Annotated in this window: 19 protein-coding genes; 15 read left to right on the top strand and 4 right to left on the bottom strand. The window is 49.3% G+C overall.

Annotated elements, in window-relative coordinates; genetic code table 11:
* The first annotated feature begins 7 nt into the window (after positions 1-7).
* The 15 genes from VK70_RS02185 (at position 8) to VK70_RS02255 (ending at position 15,260) form a co-directional block, all read left to right on the top strand.
* Entirely contained in the window at positions 8-1,174 is a 1,167-nt protein-coding gene (locus VK70_RS02185) for an amidohydrolase (protein ID WP_025693849.1), read from the top strand.
* Positions 1,175-1,208: 34 nt separating this feature from the next.
* Complete coding sequence (locus VK70_RS02190; RefSeq protein WP_025693848.1) at positions 1,209-2,252, top strand: methionine ABC transporter ATP-binding protein; 1,044 nt, start codon at positions 1,209-1,211, stop codon at positions 2,250-2,252.
* On the top strand, positions 2,227-2,886 hold the full coding sequence (locus tag VK70_RS02195) for a methionine ABC transporter permease (protein ID WP_025693847.1): 660 nt from the start codon (positions 2,227-2,229) through the stop codon (positions 2,884-2,886). Before VK70_RS02190 ends, VK70_RS02195 begins: the two co-directional genes overlap by 26 nt.
* Positions 2,887-2,916: 30 nt before the next feature.
* A complete protein-coding gene (locus VK70_RS02200) occupies positions 2,917-3,951 on the top strand; it encodes a uroporphyrinogen decarboxylase family protein (protein ID WP_025693846.1) in 1,035 nt (344 codons plus the stop codon).
* Positions 3,948-4,793: a MetQ/NlpA family ABC transporter substrate-binding protein gene (locus VK70_RS02205; protein ID WP_025693845.1), complete on the top strand. Its 846-nt coding sequence runs from the start codon at positions 3,948-3,950 to the stop codon at positions 4,791-4,793. Before VK70_RS02200 ends, VK70_RS02205 begins: the two co-directional genes overlap by 4 nt.
* Before the next feature lie 17 nt (positions 4,794-4,810).
* On the top strand, positions 4,811-5,617 hold the full coding sequence (proC, locus tag VK70_RS02210) for a pyrroline-5-carboxylate reductase (protein WP_324607980.1): 807 nt from the start codon (positions 4,811-4,813) through the stop codon (positions 5,615-5,617).
* 2 nt (positions 5,618-5,619) lie between these two features.
* Positions 5,620-6,384, top strand: coding sequence for a VOC family protein (locus VK70_RS02215; protein ID WP_025693843.1), 765 nt, complete (start codon positions 5,620-5,622; stop codon positions 6,382-6,384).
* A gap of 154 nt (positions 6,385-6,538) precedes the next feature.
* Positions 6,539-7,915, top strand: a complete 1,377-nt coding sequence (gene nifB, locus VK70_RS02220; protein WP_046722738.1) for a nitrogenase cofactor biosynthesis protein NifB — start codon at positions 6,539-6,541, stop codon at positions 7,913-7,915.
* 6 nt (positions 7,916-7,921) lie between these two features.
* Positions 7,922-8,800, top strand: a complete 879-nt coding sequence (gene nifH, locus VK70_RS02225; RefSeq protein WP_046722740.1) for a nitrogenase iron protein — start codon at positions 7,922-7,924, stop codon at positions 8,798-8,800.
* 106 nt (positions 8,801-8,906) lie between these two features.
* A complete protein-coding gene (locus VK70_RS02230) occupies positions 8,907-9,533 on the top strand; it encodes a nitroreductase family protein (RefSeq protein ID WP_036641463.1) in 627 nt (208 codons plus the stop codon).
* Positions 9,534-9,772: 239 nt separating this feature from the next.
* Complete coding sequence (locus VK70_RS02235) at positions 9,773-10,546, top strand: endonuclease/exonuclease/phosphatase family protein (protein ID WP_025697121.1); 774 nt, start codon at positions 9,773-9,775, stop codon at positions 10,544-10,546.
* Between the two features lie 24 nt (positions 10,547-10,570).
* Positions 10,571-11,698, top strand: a complete 1,128-nt coding sequence (locus tag VK70_RS02240; protein WP_046722743.1) for an extracellular solute-binding protein — start codon at positions 10,571-10,573, stop codon at positions 11,696-11,698.
* 93 nt (positions 11,699-11,791) lie between these two features.
* Entirely contained in the window at positions 11,792-12,799 is a 1,008-nt protein-coding gene (locus VK70_RS02245) for an ABC transporter ATP-binding protein (protein WP_025698502.1), read from the top strand.
* 75 nt (positions 12,800-12,874) lie between these two features.
* Positions 12,875-14,527, top strand: a complete 1,653-nt coding sequence (locus VK70_RS02250; RefSeq protein ID WP_411431697.1) for an ABC transporter permease — start codon at positions 12,875-12,877, stop codon at positions 14,525-14,527.
* A gap of 277 nt (positions 14,528-14,804) precedes the next feature.
* The gene (locus tag VK70_RS02255; RefSeq protein ID WP_233277754.1) at positions 14,805-15,260 is read left to right on the top strand and encodes a ZIP family metal transporter; all 456 of its coding nucleotides are present in this window, start codon (positions 14,805-14,807) and stop codon (positions 15,258-15,260) included.
* 249 nt (positions 15,261-15,509) lie between these two features.
* Here the strand turns inward: VK70_RS02255 and VK70_RS26230 are convergent, their stop codons facing one another.
* From VK70_RS26230 to VK70_RS02275, 4 genes are all read right to left on the bottom strand, one after another.
* Complete coding sequence (locus VK70_RS26230) at positions 15,510-18,413, bottom strand: S-layer homology domain-containing protein (protein WP_081754978.1); 2,904 nt, start codon at positions 18,411-18,413, stop codon at positions 15,510-15,512.
* 382 nt (positions 18,414-18,795) lie between these two features.
* Entirely contained in the window at positions 18,796-20,100 is a 1,305-nt protein-coding gene (locus VK70_RS02265; RefSeq protein ID WP_025699677.1) for an ABC transporter substrate-binding protein, read from the bottom strand.
* Positions 20,101-20,208: 108 nt separating this feature from the next.
* Complete coding sequence (locus VK70_RS02270; protein WP_025699675.1) at positions 20,209-21,045, bottom strand: carbohydrate ABC transporter permease; 837 nt, start codon at positions 21,043-21,045, stop codon at positions 20,209-20,211.
* Positions 21,045-21,995, bottom strand: a complete 951-nt coding sequence (locus tag VK70_RS02275; RefSeq protein WP_081755013.1) for a carbohydrate ABC transporter permease — start codon at positions 21,993-21,995, stop codon at positions 21,045-21,047. Before VK70_RS02275 ends, VK70_RS02270 begins: the two co-directional genes overlap by 1 nt.
* Between the last annotated feature and the right edge of the window lie 99 nt (positions 21,996-22,094).

The raw sequence follows: 22,094 nt of genomic DNA on the forward strand, positions 1-22,094 counted from the left end.
GAAGTCCATGTCTACTAAACAGCCGGATGAGATTGAACAAGCTTTAGGCAGTCAATTGATTGATGTTCGCAGAAATCTTCACCTTGAGCCTGAACTATCGTATGAAGAATTTAAAACGACAGAGAAACTGCGGAAATGGCTGACGGACGCCAATATTCGCATATTGGACCTCCCTTTGAAAACGGGGCTCATCGCAGAAATCGGACGCGGGGAAGGGCCAATCGCAGTCATTCGCTGTGATATCGACGCTCTCCCGATTGAAGAGCAGACCGGATTGCCTTTTGCGTCCGAGATTCCGGGAAAAATGCATGCCTGCGGTCATGATTTTCACACGGCTGTCATTTTAGGCGCCGCATATTTGCTAAAAGAACGTGAAGCCGAGCTGCCCGGAACGGTCAGAGTATTATTTCAGCCGGCGGAGGAGACCGGTCACGGGGCCGAAAGTGTCCTGGCATCGGGAGGGCTTGATGATGTAGCTGCCATATTCGGCCTTCATAACTCGCCAGAACTGCCTACAGGATCATTCGGAACGAGAACCGGAGCTTTAACTGCGGGTGTTGACCGGTTTGAAATTACGGTAAAAGGTATCGGCGCTCATGCCGCAACTCCGGAGAATGGTGTGGATTCCATCGTAACGGCGGCTCAAATCATTACTGCGCTTCAGACGATTGTCAGCCGCCAGAACAGCGCAAGCGAGCCGGTTGTGCTGAGCGTTACCCGAATCCAAGGAGGGTATACCTGGAATGTGCTGCCGGAGATGGTTGAACTGGAAGGCACCGTCCGAACTTATAATGAAGAGATCCGTCGCACAATCCCGGTTAAAATGACGCAAATCATCGAAGGAATTGCTGCGGCAGCCGGAGCGGAGGCTAAGCTGCATTGGTTTCCCGGCCCGCCTGCAACGATAAATGACGGATACTGGGCCGATTTTACCAAAGAGATTGCGAAGCAGGCAGGTTATGAGGTGCATGATATCGCGCCGCAAATGGGAGGTGAAGACTTCTCATTGTACTTGCAGAAGATACCGGGCGCTTTTGTGAATATCGGAACCGGCCCTGCATATGCGCTTCATCATCCGCGTTTCGATGTAGATGAGGCTGCATTATTGCCGGCTGCTGAGTATTTCGCTTTATTGGCAGAGCAAGCGCTGGTGAAGCTGAAGGAGAAAGGTTAGCCCTAAATCCGAAAATGAAATGAGAGGAATGTATATGATTGAGTTAAAGGATGTTTACAAGACATACACCCGCAAAGGGATCTCGAACGAAGCCTTGAAGGGAATTAATCTGAAGGTTGAGAAAGGCGATATCTTTGGGGTTATCGGCTATAGCGGCGCGGGAAAGAGCACTTTGATTCGTTTGGTCAATTATTTGGAAAGACCGACGAAAGGACAGGTTTTTGTGGATGGGCATGATTTAGGAGAATACAGCGTGAAAGAGCTGCGTGCCGCCAAAAAAAACATCGGCATGATCTTTCAGCATTTCAACCTGCTCGAATCGAAAAAGGTATTTGATAACGTGGCCATTCCCCTCATTTTGTTGAAAAAGAATAAAAACGAAATTCGCCAGCGTGTTATGGAGCTGCTGGAGTTTGTTGGATTAGCCGACAAAGCGGGCAGCTATCCGAGTGAATTGTCAGGCGGGCAGAAGCAGCGCGTCGGGATTGCCAGAGCGCTTGCCTCGAACCCTTCCATTCTCCTTTGCGATGAAGCGACATCAGCGCTGGACCCGCAGACGACGCGCTCCATTTTACAGCTTTTGAAGAAAATCAATGCAGAATACAACATCACGGTTATGATCATCACCCATGAAATGTCAGTCATTCAGGAGATTTGCAACAAGGTGGCGGTCATGGAACAAGGGCGGATTATCGAGCAAGGAAGCGTTCTGGAGGTATTCGGACATCCGCAGCATCCGACCACGCAAAATTTTGTGAAGACCGTTATTCAAAACAGCATTACAAGCAGCGTACAAAAATCGATAAAAAGAGAACCGGGCAGCGGCATCTACAAATTGGAATTTGTCGGTCAAACCGCTTCGGAACCTATCCTGTATAAAATGATTCGCTCCTATGATGTGCAAGTCAATATTCTGTTTGCCAATATGACCGAGATTGAAGAAACGACACTCGGGAAAGTGATTATTCAGTTAAAAGGGGAGACTGCCGAGGTTGATAAAGCCTTGTCTTTCTTGAAAAGCAGTGGAGTCGGTGTAGAGGAGGTGGAAAAGCATGATGTCAACTACAGTTACAACTGATCAGTTTATGCAGGCGATTGTTGATACCATTTATATGGTGGGGATGTCCTTGTTTGTAGGGGCATTAATTGGAATACCTGTCGGGATTTTACTTGTGGTTACCCGCCCGGGCGGGATTTTGGAGAACAAAATCCTGTATACCATGATAAATCCCGTGATCAACATTGTCCGCTCCCTGCCTTTTATTATACTGCTCGTTGCCATTATTCCGTTTACCCGGCTGATTGTTCAGACTTCAATTGGGACAAGCGCAGCGATCGTGCCGCTGATTATTTATATCGCACCTTATATCGGGCGCTTGGTAGAGAATTCTCTGCTGGAAGTCAATCCGGGAATTATGGAAGCGGCAGAGTCGATGGGAGCTACACCGTTTCAAGTCATCTGGCATTTTTTGTTGCCCGAGGCTTTCGGATCGTTAATCCTGTCCCTGACGACTGCGACGATCGGCTTGATTGGCGCGACCGCGATGGCAGGAACGGTTGGCGGCGGCGGAGTCGGAGACTTGGCTATCGTCTATGGATACCAGCGATTTGACAAGGTTGTTGTCATTGCCACGGTAATCATCCTTATTATTTTCGTTCAAGGTATTCAGTCATTAGGCAACACTTTGGCGAGAAAGATTCGCCGCTATTAATAAAGAACTTTAAGGGGAGGAAAACGACAGGTGAGTGAATGGAGCAAACAAGACCGCTTTAACGCCATATTATCCGGTGAAAGGGCGGACCGTCCGATTGTCAGCGGCTGGCGTCATTTCATCGACAAGGAACAAAATGCAGACGATTTGGCGGAAACAACGATTTCGTTTACCAAGAAATATGATTGGGATTGGGTCAAAATTAATCCGAGAGCTACTTATTTGGCTGAAGCCTGGGGAAATCAGTATGATTTTCATGACTATCAAACCGTATTTCCGAGACAGGAAACGACCGCTGTTCTAGCGGGTGCTAATCTTTGGGATCTTGAGGTGAAAAAAGCCGCCGAATCAGCCTCATTATTGGAGCAATTGGACGCGGTGCGGAAGATTCGTCAAGGCCTGCCGGATACCCCTTTGATTCAAACCGTTTTTTCACCACTCACCGTACTGCTCTTTATTGTGGGCCGGTCTGCTTATGTAACGAAAACGGTGTTTGGCATCGAAAATCCTGTCACTTTGGAATCGTTGTTCACCGAGCACCGGGCGGCGGCGCATCATGCGTTACATGTGATTTCATTAACCTTAGCCGATTATATAACAGAACTGAAGCAGGCGGGATCGGACGGACTGTTCTATGCGGTGACGGGTACAGCCCATCCGGGATTGTTCAGTGAAGCGATGTTTAATGAATTTTCCAGACCTTATGATTCCATTGTACTCGAGGCTGCGAGCTACGGGAAAAATGTCCTGCATACTTGCGGAGCCTATTCCCAGCCTGAAAGATTTAACGATTACCGGATCGACGGCATCAGCTGGGACACGAAGGCCGAAGGAAATCCGGACCTGGATGCGGACTTAACGGCAACCAAGGTAGGCGGCGTCGATCATGCTTTGTTTGCGGTAAATGACATTGCTGAAATTCAGCAGCAGGCCGGGGAAGCCTTGAGCATGATGAAGGACCAGCCTTTTATTCTCGCTCCAAATTGCGCAATCCCGCTTAACGTAACCGATGAAGCTCTGAAACAGCTGAAAAAATCCGTTTTTGAAAAGGAGACAAGAGTATGAAAAAGTTATTGCTCGTTCTTTTAGTTGGGGTTGTGGCATTGTTGTCGGCTTGCGGCCAAAATTCGAATAAAGGCTCGGGTTCAGGGGCTGCGCCGGAAGAAAAGAAAGAGATTACCGTCGGATTTGGCGTCGGGACGTATGAAGAGCAGTTCCGCCAATCGATTCAGCCGATTTTAGAGAAAAAGGGCTACAAGATTAATATTAAGACCTTCTCTCAGAACATGCAGGTCAACCCTGCCATGAAGGAAGGCTCCATTGACGCAAGCATCTTCCAGAGTACGGCGTATATGGAGGCGATTAACAAAGAAATTGGCGCGGACATGGTTGGAATCGCCTATGTGCCGGGTGCGCCGCAAGGTCTATACTCCGTCAAGCACACCACACTTGATGATGTAAAAGACGGCACTACCGTTGCTGTCCCCAATGATCCGGTTAACCAGGAACGCGCCCTTCGGATTCTGGAAGAACTTGGATGGGTAAAGATTAAAGAAGGAGCAGGTGTAGAGGACTTTAACATTAACAGCATGGAGCCGGACAAGTATAAGATTGATATTAAAATTCTGGACCCAGCGCAAATCCTGGTATCTTTGGAGGATGTGGATTATGGAGTCGTCAACGGAAACTATATTGCTAACGCCGGCAAGAAGATTACAGATGCATTGAAAATCGAAAATACGCCAATGCAGCACAGAATCATCGTATCCATCAACAAGAAGGATGAAAATACCCAATGGGCCAAAGATTTGAAAGCCGCCTATGAGTCGCCGGAGTTTGAAGAGTATATCAAGGGAATAGAGAAATACGACGGATTTATTCTGCCTGAAGCGTGGAAAAACAATTAAGTTAGGAAGTGGCTGGTTTGATCGAAAAACAGATTCACTTTATCGGCGGCGGACAAATGGCTGAGGCCATTATCCGCGCCGTTGTAACCAATCAAACGATATCCGCGGATCGAATTAGCGTAACGGATATCAATGAGGCGCGTCTTCAGTTTTTAAGCCAAACTTATGGAGTGAACACGGACAGCGCTCAGGAGAAATTTTTGGCCGAAGCAGACTTGATTGTGATTGCTGTCCGGCCGCAGGATAATCTGGCAGCCCTTGGACATGCTGTACAACAATTCGCAGCACCAACCGCCGCAATCGTTTCGATTGTAGCTGGTGTGACGATGGATAAGCTGGCCGGCTTTTTTGGAGAAGAACGTCCCATTATTCGGGTCATTCCCAATACGTTGACCGATACGGGTTACGGCTATAGCGGGGTTGCCCTCAATGCCTATGCCAATCAGGATCAGGTGGAGGAGTTCTTGCTGGGATTCGGAAAGGTGCAGTATCTGGATGAATCGCTCATTGATATCTTTACCGGATATGGTGTGGCCGGACCGAATTACATTTATTATTTTATTGAATCGCTTGCGGATGCCGGTGTGCTCGCCGGATTGCCCCGGGAACAAGCGTGGAACGTTGCGCTGGAAAATGTCTTTGGAGCAGTCATCATGCTGAAGCAGACCGGTCTTCATCCAAGACAATTGCTTGACATTAATAACTCGCCCGGCGGTGTTGGCATTCATGGCTTATACGAGCTGAACAACAGCGATTTCGCGGCTGGTCTGCAACGAAGTGTCCTAGCAGCCGTAAAGCGGACAACCGAGTTAGGGGCGAAATAGCAATGGCATCGAAAAATTGGGATCATCTTGTTCATTATGTCAATGATTTGGACCAACCGGTTGAGCTCTTCCTGAATCATGGTTTGGTCGCCTTCAAGGGAGGCTCGCATACGGAGTGGGGAACCTTTAACAGCTTAAGCTATTTTGGGCTAACCTATATCGAGTTTCTGGGCATTGAGAATCTTGAATTAGCGAAGGCAACGGAACATAACCGTGTGGTAAAAGATGCGGTCGAAGTATTGCCAGAGCATGAAGTTTTGAGCAGAGTCGTTATTCGGACCGATGATATTGAGGAAATGGCCGCTTCTTTGGAAGCGGCAGGCTTAAAGCTTTCCCCTATAATGGATGGCAAGCGTCTGGATAACAAGGGCAGATTAATCGAGTGGCGGATGATGACCATTGACGGTGATTTTGGCGGGCTGGTCTATCCGTTTATCATTCAATGGAAAGGGACGGATGCGGAAAGATTGGAGCGCTTAACGTCATCCGGCATCATTAGCTCTCATCCAGCTGGCAATGCCGAAATCAAACGGGCGGTATTCCATGTCTCCGATCCGGCTGCCGCCGCTGAGCATTGGGGAAAGCTATTTGGACTGACTCCCTTGGAGCCGGAAGACCACTCAGCTACCCTTAAGATTGGCGATCAGTTTTTTGATTTCGTAAAAGGGGACGAGAATCAGTTCAAGCAGGTGGTTTTTGAAACGGATTCTGTAAAGCTGAAAGGGAAAACCATTCGGATTGGCGAAGGCGAATATGTTTTTGCTTAAAAGCGATGTCCTCACAGTTCTCTCACAAATTCATAGTTGACATATAGGTATTATCTGTTTAAGATGGGAATTAGAGATATACCGACCATACGAATGGAGGCATTTTCCTTTTGGAAAGTGCCTCTTTTGTCGTTATTTTAAGGAGGTGGGAAAAATGAAGCTGGAGTCGACGTTGTGTTCAACAAGTGCAGCAGAGGACGATATCAGTCGCCACCCTTGCTACAGCGAGGAAGCTCACCGGTTTTTTGCCCGGATGCATATCCCGGTCGCTCCCGCCTGCAACATTCAATGCAACTACTGCAACCGTAAATTCGACTGCGTGAACGAAAGCAGACCTGGGGTTGTCAGTGAGGTGCTCACTCCGGAACAAGCGGAGCGGAAAGTAAAAGGTGTGGCAGCACAGCTCATGCAGCTGTCGGTGGTCGGCATCGCCGGACCCGGCGATCCGCTTGCAAATGCGGACAAGACTTTCGATACCTTTGCGAGAGTCAAGAAGCATGTACCTGATGTGATAACCTGTCTCAGCACCAACGGACTTACGTTATACCGGCACATCGACCGGATCGTGGAACTCGGGATCGGGCATGTAACGATTACGATCAACGCCATCGACCCGGATGTCGGTAAAGAGATTTATCCTTGGGTATCTGATGAAGGCGTGCGTTACGAAGGAAGAGAAGCCGCCGCTCTGCTGATCAGCCGTCAGCTTCAAGGCGTGGAGGAACTGGCGAAGCGAGGCATTCTCGTCAAAGTCAACTCGATTCTGATTCCGGGGATCAACGACAAGCATCTGGTTGAAGTATCAAAGAAAGTCAAGGAGCTCGGCGCGACGCTTCACAATGTAACGCCGCTGATTATCGCTCCTGGCAGCCAGTATGAGAAGGACGGACGCAAGGCTCCTCGTCCGAGAGAACTGAACCAGCTGCAAGAGCAGCTGAGCGAGGGCGGAACGAAGCTGATGCGCCACTGCCGCCAATGCCGCGCCGATGCGGTTGGGCTGCTCGGCCAGGATCGTAACCAGGATTTCCAACTGGAAACGATGGAAGCCGATCCGGTGATCGACCTCGATGCAAGAGAACAGTTCCAGCAGGAGCTCGATAGCAAAATCCGTCAGCGCCTGATCGCGAAGGAGAACCGCCGGTCGATTCTTGACGAGAACAAGAAGACAAGAGTCGCGGTCGCTTCCAGAGGCGGAGACAAGGTCAACCAGCATTTTGGCCATGCGACGGAATTCATGATTTTCGATACCGACGGAGCCGAAGTGAAATTCATCGGTATCCGGAAGATCCAGGCATACTGCCACGGCACAGCCGATTGCAACGGAGACAAGGGTGAAACGCTTCAAGAGATCACCTCCATCCTCAGCGATTGCCGGATTCTCCTCAGCTCCGGTATCGGCGACGCGCCTCGCGCGGCGTTGAACAAAGCAGGCGTACTGCCCCTGGTCCGCAAAGGCGGAATACAGGAAGCTATCCTTGAAAGTGTGAAATACGGTTCCTATTTTGAAAATATAACTATATCGAAGGGATAATCAATCATGAGTAAGAAACCAAGACAAATCGCATTTTACGGTAAAGGCGGTATCGGTAAATCCACGACTTCCCAGAACACTTTGGCTCAGCTGGCAACGACTTTCGGTCAAAAAATCATGATCGTAGGCTGTGACCCTAAAGCCGACTCTACTCGTCTGATCCTGAATACGAAAGCTCAACAAACGGTACTTCACCTGGCTGCTGAATTGGGTTCGGTCGAAGACCTCGAACTCGAAGACGTAGTAGCAACTGGCTTTGGCGGCATCCTCTGCGTAGAGTCCGGCGGTCCGGAACCAGGCGTAGGCTGTGCAGGCCGCGGTATCATCACTTCCATCAACTTCCTGGAAGAGCAAGGCGCTTATGACGGCATGGACTTCATCTCCTACGACGTACTGGGTGACGTTGTATGCGGCGGTTTCGCAATGCCGATCCGCGAGAACAAAGCCCAAGAGATCTATATCGTATGCTCTGGTGAAATGATGGCGATGTACGCAGCGAACAACATCGCACGCGGTATCCTAAAGTATGCTCAAAGCGGCAGTGTTCGTCTTGGCGGCCTGATCTGTAACTCCCGTAAAACCGACCGTGAAGACGAGCTGATCACGGAACTTGCGCGTCGTCTGAACACTCAAATGATCCACTTCGTACCACGTGACAACGTCGTACAACATGCCGAGCTGAGAAGAATGACGGTTACTCAGTACAACCCTGAGCATCCTCAAGCCAACGAGTACAAACAACTGGCTGACAAAATCCTGCACAACGAAAAGCTGACGATCCCGACTCCGATCGAAATGGACGAACTGGAGCAACTGCTGATCGATTTCGGTGTGGTAGAAGACGAAGAAACGGCTATCAAGAAGCTCGAAGCTGCTGGTCACTAATAAAAGCAACAGACTTCGCGTAACAATAGAGATTATCCGGCGAATGGCCTCCTGCACAACCCGAAAATTGCAAGGAAATTATTCTATGGGAGAGGTTGATGCTAAAATGAGTCAACAAACGTTCAATCCGACTGAGCAGCTTTCCGAGGAAGTACAGGCCAATCGCAAAGCCGATCATTCGATTAATCCGTTGTTTTTAAATCGTTGGTCTCCTCGTTCGTTCTCCGACCAGAACGTTAGCGAAGAGGATCTGCTGACTGTATTGGAGGCCGCACGCTGGGCTCCGTCCGCTAGAAACGGACAGCCTTGGCGTTTCATCCTGGCCAAGACGGAGGAGCAGCTGCAAACCTTCCGGGAATTGATCTTCCCAAGCAACCGGGTGTGGGCGGATCAGGCGCCCGCCATTATTGGTCTGGCTTCCTACAAGCTGTGGGAAGATGGCCAGCCCAACCCGTACCATGCGTTCGACACCGGCGCCGCCTGGCAGGCGTTAGCGCTTCAAGCCTCGCTGCTGGGCTTATCCACCCGCGCTATTGCCAGTTTTGATAAAGAGAAAGCCCGCACTGCCTTGAATGTGCCGGATGATTACGATGTGCATCTGCTGATACCGATTGGATACCAGGGGCAGGCCGATGCCCTGAACGAAGATTTCCGCAGCCTTGAGAAGCCGAACGGCCGGCGGTCTTTAAATGACAGCATTATTGAAGGAGGATGGGCCGAGCCGCAAGCCTAGTAAGCTCCTGTGGACGGCTAAAGCCCACAAAATATGTATCTATGAAGCCTCTCATGAGTTCAATGAACTTATGGGGGGCTTTTTTGTGGAGTAAATCAATGAATTAATATTTAAAAAACAAATTTCGACAATTTAAATAATATTCCGAGCCCAAAATAGATCAGGTGGTAAGTTCGTCAGAGAAGGAGGAGAAAGATATATCAGAACAGATCCCTACTCTATATCCGGCCCGTTACCGTATGGCTTCGTTTAATATCCGCTTTGATAATGCCGGAGATGGGGTGAACGGCTGGGAATACCGCAAGGCGAATCTTCTGGAGATGCTCAATTATTATTCTTGGGACATCATCGGCCTGCAGGAGGTCTGTGGAAATCAGCTAACCGAATTGGCCCGTCTCTCTGGATACCATTATGAGGGGGAGGGGCGTGACGGAGGCGGGGATGGCGAACATTGTCCCATTTTTTTTCGAAAGGATATTTTTGAGAAGGAAGATGGAGGAACGTTCTGGCTTTCTTTGTCTCCTGGCAAGCCCTCTAAATCATGGGGAGCGGATTGCCCCCGCATATGCACCTGGGCGAAATTACGCGACCTTAGAACCGGGCAGATCATCGTATTTATCAACACGCATCTGGACCATATCAGTGAAGAAGCCAGATTTCAAGGGGCGAAACTGATTGCCGACTGGATTCGCTCGTATGCTTCAGATGTTCCGGTAATCGTAACGGGCGACTTTAATGCGGACCAGGAAGAACGCTGTTACCGAAAATTATGCGAAAATCTGCGGGACGCGAGGTTGTTTTCAAGAACGGCTCCCTATGGCCCGGCAGGCACTTTTTCAAATTTTGATTACAGCATGCCTTGGAATGAACTGAAGAAGATCGACTATATCCTGACTAGTCGGCATGCTGATGTCTTGTCGGTGCGGACGGTTGCTGACAGCTTTGACAGAAAGTACCCTTCCGATCATTTTCCCGTAACTGTAACGGTGGAAATCCAGACCGAACAAAATTAATGAAAGAAAAGGGGAATATAAAGGATTATGAAAAAATCGGTTAACCTGCTGTTGATCTTTATGTTTTGTTTGTTGCTGGCGGCCTGCGGGAACGGAAATTCTCCCGCCAGTGAAGCGGCGAATGGAGGCGCCGCTTCTCCGGCTCCGGCAGAGACCGGCGGGCAAAGCGAGGCGCAGAGCAGCCCGGAAGCCGCCAATGAGAAATTGATCGTCTACACCAATTCCAATTCGGACGGTAGAGGCGAATGGCTGATTGAGAAGGCGAAAGCGGCCGGATTCGAGATTGAGATTGTGGGCGCGGGCGGCGCCGATCTGACCAATCGTCTGATCGCGGAGAAGAACAATCCTATCGCCGACGTAGTATTTGGATTAAATTCCATGCTGTATGAAATTCTGACGAAGAACGATGTGCTGGAGCCCTTCACTCCGGAGTGGGCGGGAGAGATCGAAGAGGGGCTGAGTGACCCCGACGGCTACTACCACAGTTTAGTGAAGCAGGCAATTCTGCTGGCCTATAATCCCGAGAAATTCACTTCGGAGACGGCGCCTAAGGATTGGAGTGATCTGTGGAACAAAGCTGAATACCACGGTTTGTATGAATCGCCCACTCTGCTTGGACAAGTTACTCCGCGGATCGTTGTATCGGGGATTCTGACGCGATACCAGGACCCAAGCGGTGAATACGGTATTTCAGATGAAGGCTGGGCTGAGATCAAGAAGTTCTATGACAATGGTGTTCCCGCTGTGGAAGGTGAAGACTTCTACTCCAAGCTGGCCAGCGGCCAAACTCCCATTGGAGCCTTGGTATCGGGTGTATTGGCATCCAAAGAGAAGCAATATGGCGTTAAGTCGGGCATTGCTTCACCGGAGATCGGTGTTCCGGTCATTGTTGAGCAGACGGCAATTGTAAAAGGGACGAAGAAGCGGGCGACCGCCGAACGCTTCATCAACTGGCTGGGAAGCGCCGAAACGCAGGGGGAATTCGCTAAAGAGTTTAACTCGATGCCGGCCAACACTAAAGCTGCAGAGCAGGCTAGTGAAGATGTGAAAAAACTATATGCCTCCATAAAGACGCAAACGCTGGATTGGGCGTTTATAGCCGAGAATATTGACAACTGGGCCGAGAAAATCGAGCTGCAAGTGTTAAAATAACGGCAAAAACAAAGTTTCGGCAAACTGCGCATTTGAGCATTCGATGCGCAGTTTGCGTTTCCGTAAGACCACTACAAAAGTGCAGGAGCCTATATGATCACATTTAAAGATATTCATATTCAACTCGGAAACGTTTCGGTTATTCCAAAGCTGAATCTCCATATAAGAGAGGGAGAATTTTTTACATTTCTAGGACCGTCCGGCTGCGGAAAGACAACGATTCTACGCAGTCTGGTCGGTTTTATCAAGCCTACAAGCGGGCAAATTTTGCTGGGAAGTCAGGACATTACGAATGTTCCAATCGAAAAGAGAGGAATCAGCATGGTATTTCAGAGCTATGCCCTGTTTCCGACTTTGAACGTATACGAGAATATCGCCTTCGGGCTGCGTGTCAAGAAAATCCCCTCCTCCCGTCTGGATATAGAAGTCCGCGATATTGCGCAAAAAGTAGATTTAAGCGAGGAGCAGCTCTTCAAGAAAGTGTCCGAATTGTCCGGCGGACAACAGCAGCGGGTAGCCATTGCCAGAGCGCTTGTGCTTAAACCCAGCATTCTGGTATTGGACGAGCCTTTGTCCAATCTGGACGCCAAGCTTCGGGTGCAACTGCGCAACGAACTGAAGAGTCTGCAGAAGAAGTTTGGCATTACCACGATTTATGTTACTCATGATCAGGAGGAAGCGCTGACTCTTTCGGACCGGATCGCGGTGTTTCATCAAGGCGCTGCCGAGCAGGTAGGGACGCCGCAGGAGATTTATAACCATTCGGCGACCGAGTTCGTCTGCAACTTTATTGGGAGCAGCAATCTTTTGGACCCCGTTATTACCGAAGGGCCGTTAAAGCCTTGGGCAGAACCGAACAAGAATGTTTATATCCGTAATGAAAAAGTCAGCCTGCAGCCTTTTCCGGATAGTGAAACTGTGGTTGCGCTTAAAGGAAGAATTGTGGAGCAGGAATTCTACGGAGTATACACCAAATATACGATTGAGACCGCCGGTTACGGAACGCTCAAATGTGTGGAAACCGCAAACAGCCTTAACTGCCGCGCGGTAGGAGACGAAGTTGAGGTTAATATCAATGTCAAAGATATTTTGCAGTATTAGACGAAAGGGGGACTATCAATGAATATGCCTAAACTCAGATCCGCCTTATCGTCAGTCAATCTTACGGCCTGTCTCATGTTTGCTTTTCTTGGCTGGTTTATCGTCACTTTTCTGATTTATCCCAATCTTAACGTATATTACGAGATTTTCTTTGAAGGTGGCAAGTTCTCGCTGGATGCGGTGCATAAATTAATATCGTCCGAACGGGCAATGAACAGCTTGTATAACAGCTTCATCCTTGCCGGATCACTAATCGTTACGGTCAATGCAGCCGGCATTTTTTTGGTTCTGGTTACGGAGTATTTTGACATTAAGGGTGCTAAAGTTCTAAAGCTCGGCTATTTCACTACGCTGGTTTACAGCGGAGTCGTACTTGTGTCCGGGTATAAATTTGTATACGGGGAATCCGGCTTCATAACCAAGCTTCTGTCCTTTCTGTTCCCCGGTTTTGATGTCAATTGGTTTCACGGGTATGGAGCGGTACTGTTTGTCATGACATTTGCCTGCACATCCAATCATGTCATCTTCTTGACCAATGCGCTCCGAAAGCTGGATTTTCAAACCGTTGAAGCGGCGAAAAATATGGGAGCCTCCACCTTTTATATACTTAGGCGTGTAGTATTGCCGGTGCTGAAGCCGACGATTTTTGCGCTGACCATTTTGCTTTTTCTTACCGGACTCGGGGCGACATCGGCGCCGCTGATTTTGGGAGGGACGGAATTCCAGACCATTACGCCCATGATTCTTACCTTTGCGAGAAGCGTAACCTCCAAGGATTTAGCGGCTCTTCTGGCTCTTATTCTTGGAGTGGCCACGCTGCTGCTTCTGACTCTGATGATCCGGTTTGAGAAAAACGGGAACTTCATGTCGGTATCCAAAGTAAAGTCCACGCTGGTGAAACAAAAAATAAACAACAGATTTGGCAGCATACTGGTTCACATCGCTGCGTATATCCTGTTTGCCGTTTATACCATCCCCGTTTTGCTTATTATTTTGTTTTCATTTACCAATGCCCGGAGTATTTCTACTGCCACGCTGTCTCCCGGTGTATTCACGCTGGATAATTATATCACCGTGTTTTCAAATATGACCGCATTCAAGCCGTATCTGGTCAGCATCTGCTATGCGGCGGCGGCTTCTTTGGCCGTAGTTGTGCTGTCATTGATGGCTTCGCGAATCTTGCATAAGTATGGGAATATCTGGGGTCGTATACTGGAGTATTCATTGCTGATTCCCTGGATGCTGCCCTCTACGCTGATCGCCATCGGCCTGATTGTCACCTTTGACACACCCAAGCCGATTTTGGGTAATACTGTGCTGCTGGGTACGCTCTGGCTGCTGCTTATCGCTTATGTAATCGTTCATATTCCATTTACGCTCAGGATGGTGAAGGCATCCTTTTTCAGTATTGACAGCAATCTGGAAGACGCCGCCAAGAATTTGGGAGCCCGTTCTTTCTATTCGTTCAGGAGAGTGCTGCTGCCGATTATTCTTCCCTCAACCTTGGCAGTCCTGGCTCTCAATTTCAATGGCATCCTTGCGGATTATGATCTTACAGTGTTTCTGTACCATCCGCTATACCAGCCCCTGGGCGTTGTAATCAAAAATAGCACCGATGCTCAGGCGCTGGCCGACACTCAGGCGTTAACCCTGGTGTATTCCGTAATCTTGATGGTGATGTCCGCCATTACCCTGTATGGTGTATACGGAAGAAAGAGCCGCGGATGATCATCCGGCATCTGTAATTATACCCTCAAACCCGTAAACCGTTTCCGGTACAGAGCCACCTGTACTGCTTCCGCCTCCTGAGTCTGCCGATGTCCCTGCGGCAATTGATACATGTATTTCCGGCGGCAGACATAAGCTCTCTTATAGGCTTGTTTAAAGGAGAGGGCTTTTCTTGATTGAAACTCTGTTTGGCAGTTTTTTTCATCAATGGCGACTGTTCTGGGAGTGGTTCCGATGCTGTTCGTGCGGGAGCTGTTATTGATGTCGAGAATAAGCCGTGGTATACCAGCATGGACGCCAAAGCGCTTCTGGTTCTGATTGCGCTCTTATTCACAACATACCGGAGGGACTCAGCACAGGCTTCAGCTATGCCAGTGGACAGTCCAGTCTCGGACCGATGGTGGGTATCGCGATCGGTGCCCAGAACATGCCGGAGGGGTTGGTTCTCGCCGTATTCCTGCTGAACTCCAAAACAAGCAAATTGAAGGCATTGGCCTTTGTCACGCTTACCGGATTGATGGAGATGGCCTCTGCAGTGCTTGGTTATTTCACAGCAGTTCCATTCGGAATGTCGTCGGTTATGGCTTGGCGTTTGCGGCGGGGAGCGATTCTGTATATCGTATATAAAGAGCTGATTCCCGAAAGTCATGGGCACGGCTATGAACGGCCCTCAACCTATTCCTTTATCGCCGGACTTCTGGCTATGGTTTATAGTACGCATCTATTTGGCTGAACGGATAAGAAGCCTTTAAGTGAACCCTACCTAAGCCAAACAGGCTGAGCCGGCTGTTCAGATCTTTTATTCTGAACGGCTGCTGCCAGGAGGCTCGCCAATCTAAGCCTCTCATGAGTTCAATGAACTTATGGGAGGCTTCTTTTTTTAGATAAGGTTCTGATGAACGAATATAAAGAAGCCCTTCCGGCTTCCCTGAGGGAAGCTGAAAGGGCTGAAAAAAGGGGGATCGTCCCCTGCTAGGGCTAGTTAGCCAACTTGTTGTAGCGCATGGTCCAAGCTAAGCAATGCATTCAAGTATTCTTCCGGTGTGGATTGCGGGTTATCTATAACAAGCTCAGCTTGATCAATGGCAGCCTGTAAATTGGCGTCATTGAGTCCTTCGTTCCGTCCGCGGGCGAAAGCAACTCTGCTGTTCAACACGGATTCTACCGTAGGAACGGTCAAAATAAGCTCTTTCGTTACAGAGGAGAACCCACGTCTAAGTTGCAGCGTGACCTTGTATTGAACGGGTTCAAGCGTTCCATTATATCCGTTCAGATATACCTTGCTGTTGTCGTTCTTCAGATAGACATCGTCACTGACCGTCGAGACCGGCTCCAGACCGATGACTTTAACCTGTAAGTCCGGAGGCAGAAGCACTTCCGGATCTGCCAAATATACATCTTGGTATACCGCTAAAGTTACGGGTACCTCATGGTCGGCAAAAGCGGCGGCAACCGTTGTTTTTAGTTCCGCATACTCCGCTTCTCCTAGTATAGTTACTGGTAAAAGAGGGCTCTCTCCCATGACAGGACGGGTTATTGAAACATAAATAGTGCTGCTACCTGTTCCGAGATCCAGACCACTCAACTTCACGCTGTTAGAGCCAGCCTGAACAGGAGCGGATTGCGCGATAAGATTGTAATAATCATTGTACACATTAACAACTTCTCCTGCGGAAAGACCGCCCACTGTTACAACGTCGGTTGCTCCGGGATTATTCTCTACATTGATGCTATCAGATACCGGTCTAGCGTTAACCATTCCTTCATCAAAATCTTCATTGGCGCGAGGCTCGGTTTCCGTCAGTTCGTTCTTGTCCTCAAAATCTAAGCTGCCGCCGTTTACCGTCATATTAAATACATTCCAATAGATTTCTTTGCCGCTTCCAGCCGGAATATGATAAATCTTGACTGGTGTCGCATTGGAACCATTATAGATTTCTACCTTGGCGCCCGAAGCGGATAAGGTATCGGCTCCACCCGGTCCGTTACCGCTGTAGTTGTGGACATAGAAAGTGTACGTTCCGTCCACACGCTTGCGTATTGTAGTCGTTTCAGGTCCATATGAATCAGTATCATCGTGATCCAGATCGGCGTAGAGTTCGCCGTTGTATCCATATTTCTTATCGGCGTACCATGTATGGAAGGCCTTATTATTCGGCGTTGGCCCGACAAGGTGAGAGTCTTCATCGAGTGGCTTCTCGTTCCAGGTGAGCACGATTCGAATCTCGTCGGCAGCCGGAATTTTGATGGCCGTGGCGTTTTGTTCCGTATTCTTATAATCGCTAAGCGAAACGCCCACGACATAAGTTGTAATAAAGCCCGGTTTGACCAGTTCCCCGGTGTAGATGCCAGGAGCCAGGTTGGCAAAATAATAGCCATACGTATCCGTTACGACGGTGGCGGCAATATCGCCTGAGGTAACTCCCAAGCCTCTGCGGAAATGAATGGTCATATCAGCAACCGGTTGATCATCCACATCTGTAATTCTGCCCTCAAACCCGTAAACGGTTTGCGTGACAGGGCTGCTGCTTCCGCTTCCTGGGTCTACCGGTATCCCAATGACAACTGTTACATTAGCAGCCCGAACCACATTGGCCGGAGTCTGCGAGATGGTTGAACCGGAAACATTAATAATGGCTGTACCGATTGAACCCTGTCCGGTGACTCTGACGGGAGCATTCAGAATCAGCGTATTAACGCTGGCTCCTGCAGCGATATCGATGCCTGTATTCGAGGCAGAGGAAGCAACCTGCAGATTTTGAATAGAGCCTGCGGTCAGATTGACCCGGATAGAGGCGGCAAATACATCCACTGTCTCAAAGGTTCCCGCCAAACCAACCTGAGCATTCGCCGGTATCAGTGCGGAAAGGTTGACCTGCCCGAAACCGTTACCACTGCCAGGACCCTCCTCTAGGAGCGCACCGGATTGAAGCGTAATCTGCTGGACAGAGCCGGAGCCCTCGGTGACAATGCGGATGCTTCCGTCCTGTTTGTTCACGATTACGGTTACCAGCACAGAATCATCCACATGGATACTGTTCTTTCCGCCGCCGTTAATCGTAGTCGTTCCTTTAACTGTGACGTTTTTCAAAGTGATGTCGCCTTTGCCTACCTCTTCGCCGATGATCAGATTACCGTTAATTACGGTATTTCTGAGAACAATGTCCGGCGCATTGAGATATACGGAGCCGGTGATTGTGGCGATTCCAGTCTCCGGACCGTAACTTCCTGCCTTATCGTAAACGACGGTTTTACTGGCTGCGCGCGTCTTAAGCGCCCGGTCCAGAACGACAACCGCTTCAGCTCTTGTGGCGGTCTGCAACGGTCTAAACTTCCCGCTGTATCCTTTCATAAGTCCGGCTTCAACTACAGCTGAAATTTTGCCGATACTCCATGCCCGGCTAGCTTGGGTATCTGTAAATGAGGCAGGAGAAGATGATTCCTTCAGCTGCAGCAGAGAGGAAACAACAACTGCCAGTTCCTCCCGGGTAAGAGGCTTATTCGGCTTAAAAGTCTTGTCCGTATAGCCGGTTATGTATCCCGCCGCCACTGCCTTGGCAACATCGTTATAATACCAATCTGCTTCCTTAACGTCTTTGTACGAGATGGCGGCTGTATTGGTATAGCCGAATGATTTGTTAATCAGTGCTGTAAACTCTGCGCGGGTAATTTTGTGATCCGGCTTAAGCGATCCGTCCTGGTATCCTGCAATTAACCCCTGCTGCTGCCACTCTTTAAGAGTGCTTTCTGCCCAGTGGCCCGCAGTATCGCTTGCTTTGCCCGAATTGACGTCAGCCGCAAAAGCTTGGCCGAATGAAGCCAAACTCATGCATACAATCAGCATTACCATGAGACTCTTTTTCAAAATGCTATTCTTTTTTCTCACTTGCCAAACACCCCACCAGTCTTTATTTGATTTAGTTTACTTTTAACTGAAATAGACCGATAGTCCTCCCTTCTTTGGTAATGAATACATTTTTATTATCGGAATCCATATGAGACAAATGAATCATTTTGTTAAATGAATGCATAGATATGTTAAAAAATAGGTATTTAGACATGGGTTTATTCGTATAAATGAAGGGTAAATAACTTGGTTTATTTTTTCGAAAGGATCATGTTTACGTGGATGTGCAGCTAGTGCCTAAGCCAAACAGGATGAGCCGACATATTATAAAGCGAGCCTCCTTAGCCGGCTGTTCAGATCTTTATCCTGAACGGCTGCTGCCAGGAGGCTCGCCAATTATTGATAAGGCCTACGGGCCTTATTATTGTTTTACGATGTCTTGAACGGCTTTATCCAGCTTATCAAGCAGCTGATCGCGATTGATCTGGCCGCCCAGATATTCCTGCATTGCGGCGCCGAAGCCTTGAGTCACGCCATCCGGGAATCTGTCCCAGTTCCAGCTCAGAGCCGTCTTCGATTGTTCCTGTACGGCTACGGCGACTTGGCCGATATCTTCAGCGGTGGTCGGAATGTTGGACAGAGCCGGAATGAATTTAAAGTCTTTGGTCAAATATTTCTTGCCGGTTTCCGAGGTGACCATCCAATTGAGGAAGGCCTTGGCTTCTTCCGGATGAGCCGATTTGCTGTTCACGATCCAGTTGTTCGGCACGCCGACGTAGATATGTCCTTCTTTGTCGCTAATCGGAAGCGGCAGCAGGCCGAGCTTCAGCGCAGGATCAATCTTGTCGATGTCTCCTTGCGTCCAGTTGCCTTGCATCATCATGGCTGCTTTGCCTGAGGCGAAATCGGCGACTTGGGTCGCATAGTCGGTAGTCACTTTATTGTCTTGGGCGTTGTTGAAGATAACATCCACAAGATCCAGCCATTGCTTGAACACTTCATTGCCTTTGATCGTTTGTTTGCCCGCTTTCAAATCTTCGATGTACGCAGCCGGATCGGGTTGGTTGGCCATCGCCACATTTACAAGGTGAATACCCAGCGACCACCATTCATTGGTTGCTTCAAAAGGGGTGATGCCGGCGGCTTTCAGCTTGGCGACTGCATCTTTGAGCTGCGGCAGTGTCTTCGGTTCTTCGGTAATGCCCGCTTTGGCGAACAGGTCCTTGTTGTAGATCAGACCATAGCCTTCCACGTTCATCGGCAGGCCGTACAGCTTGCCGTCCACGGTTGTAGGAATCTTGGAAGTATCGATCAAACTGCTTGCCCAAGGCTGGTCCGACAGGTCGGTTGCCCGGTCCATATAAGGGACAAGTGCGGCGAAACCGCCGTTGTTGAAGATTTCAGGCTCCGATCCGGAAGCGATTTCAGCCTTCAACAGCGCGCCGTAGTCTTCCCCGCCGCCATGGGTTTCCACTTCAACCTTGACTCCGGTTTCCTTCTGATACTCTTCGGCAAGGGCATTGAGTTGTTCGGCGATCTCTACTTTGAACTGGAATACTTTGATCGTCACATCTTTTTTGGGCGCTTCCGATGCCGCAGGAGCCGCGGTCCCTGATGTGCCGCTGTTCGTGCCCTCGGCGGCGGAATTGTTATTCCCCCCGTTGCCGCAACCCGCAATAATAAGGACGCAAACGATTGCGATTAGAAATGCGAACCGTTTCTTCATTTTTCTGCCTCCCTGTTTTGTAAGTGCTTACAACATGATCGTAATTCAATGTGACGCATGCCAACACTTAATATTTTGTCTGAAAAGGTGGATATTGTTGCTGGCATGTCAGCCTTTAACGGAACCGGCGGTTACCCCCTCGACGATATATTTTTGCAGAACGAGGAAGAACAGCAGGATCGGGGTGATAGCCATTACCAGACCTGCGAGAGCAAGGTCCCACTTCTTAGTATATTGACCGAAAAATTTGGTGACGGCAAGCGGCAGTGTGGTCAAATCCTTGTTGCCGCCAATAATCAGGACAGGCAGAAGGTAGTCGTTCCAAATCCACAGCGTGTTCAGGATAACAACCGTAACCATGATAGGCATCAGCAGCGGGAAGACGATCCGGAAAAAGACGCCGTAAGGATTGGAGCCGTCCACCCGGGCTGCTTCTTCCAGCTCAAGAGGTACGGTCTTGATAAAGCCGTGGAACAGGAAGACCGACAGCGGCATGCCGAAACCGAGATAACAGGCGACGATCCCGTACAGCTCTCCGCGCAGCTCAAGCAGACTGGTAATCCTTACAAGCTGAAGCATCAGCGATTGAAACGGAATGATCATGGCCGCGACCAGCAGCAGGAAGACAAAAGAGTTGAACTTCGTAGGTCTTCTAACAATTTGGTAGGCGGCCATTGAGCTGAACAGGACAATGAATATGACGCTGAACACCGTAATTTGCAGGGAATTAAAGAACGCCTGCGGAAAATCGATCACTTTCCACACATCGCTGTAGTTGCTCCAATGAAAAAGCTGGGGAAACGAGGCGGCGTCGAGCAAAATTTCCTTCAAGGTTTTCACCGAGTTCGTCAGCACCAAATAGAAGGGCGCCAGAAACAGGACCGCGAGCAGGACAGCAAGAATTTCGAGAATGAAGGTTTTGGACTTGTATGTGCTGACGTTCATTATGCGGATACCTCCTTGCGCTTGGTAATGATAACCTGCGTAACCGTGATGATCGATACGGCGGCGAAGAACAACAGCGCTTTGGCGGTTCCCAGCCCGTAACGGTTGTTAATCAGCGCTTCCGAATAAATGTTATAGGCCAGCGATTGCGTCGAGGTTCCCGGCCCGCCTTTGGTCAGCGACAGGTTGAGGTCGAACATTTTGAACGCGTTGGAGGTCGTAAGGAACAGGCAGATTGTGATGGCCGGCATAATGAGGGGCACATAAACGCTTTTAAAAAGCTGGTAAGGACGCGCGCCGTCAATCTTGGCTGCCTCGATCAAATCCTTCGGAATGCCGGCGAGAGACGCGATGTAGATGACCATCATATAACCTGCGGTCTGCCACACGAATACGATGATGAGTCCCCAAAAACCGGTATTTGGCGTTCCGAGCCATGGAAGGGTGAAGAAGGGAATGTTCGTCAGGTCGCCGATGGTGGCGAAGCCTTTAGTGAAGATGAACTGCCAAATATAGCCGAGCAGGATGCCGCCGATGACATTGGGCATAAAGAAGACCGTCCGAAGCACTTTCTTGGTCTTAAGCGACGCCATCAGCACAAAAGCCAGCAGAAGCGCCAAAATGTTAGCGATTACAACAGAAACGACGGTGAAGCGAAGCGTGAAATACAGCGAGTGCCAGAAATTGTCGTCATGCAGAATGCGGCTCCAGTTGGCCGAGCCTGTCCATACCGCTTTATCCAGGTCCAGCCCGTTCCAGTTGGTCGAAGAGTAGTAAAATCCGAGAACGAAAGGGGTGATCACAATCGTCAGGAAGAAAATCAGACATGGACCTAAAAATACAATCTGCTGTCCCCAGCCCTTTTGAATACCCAGAGCGTGTCTCAGAGCGGATTTCCTATTTACGGTGGACTGTTCCCAGCCCTTTTGAATGCCCAGCGCTTTTCTCATGGCGGATCTCCTTTTTACGTAGTATCATTGCCTTACACCTTCATTATAGGTAGAGCGGAGAGCCGTCAACACTCAATTTGGTGACCGTTAAGGTGGATT

It is taken from the genome of Paenibacillus durus ATCC 35681 (assembly GCF_000993825.1).
Classification (GTDB): domain Bacteria; phylum Bacillota; class Bacilli; order Paenibacillales; family Paenibacillaceae; genus Paenibacillus_AQ; species Paenibacillus_AQ durus_B.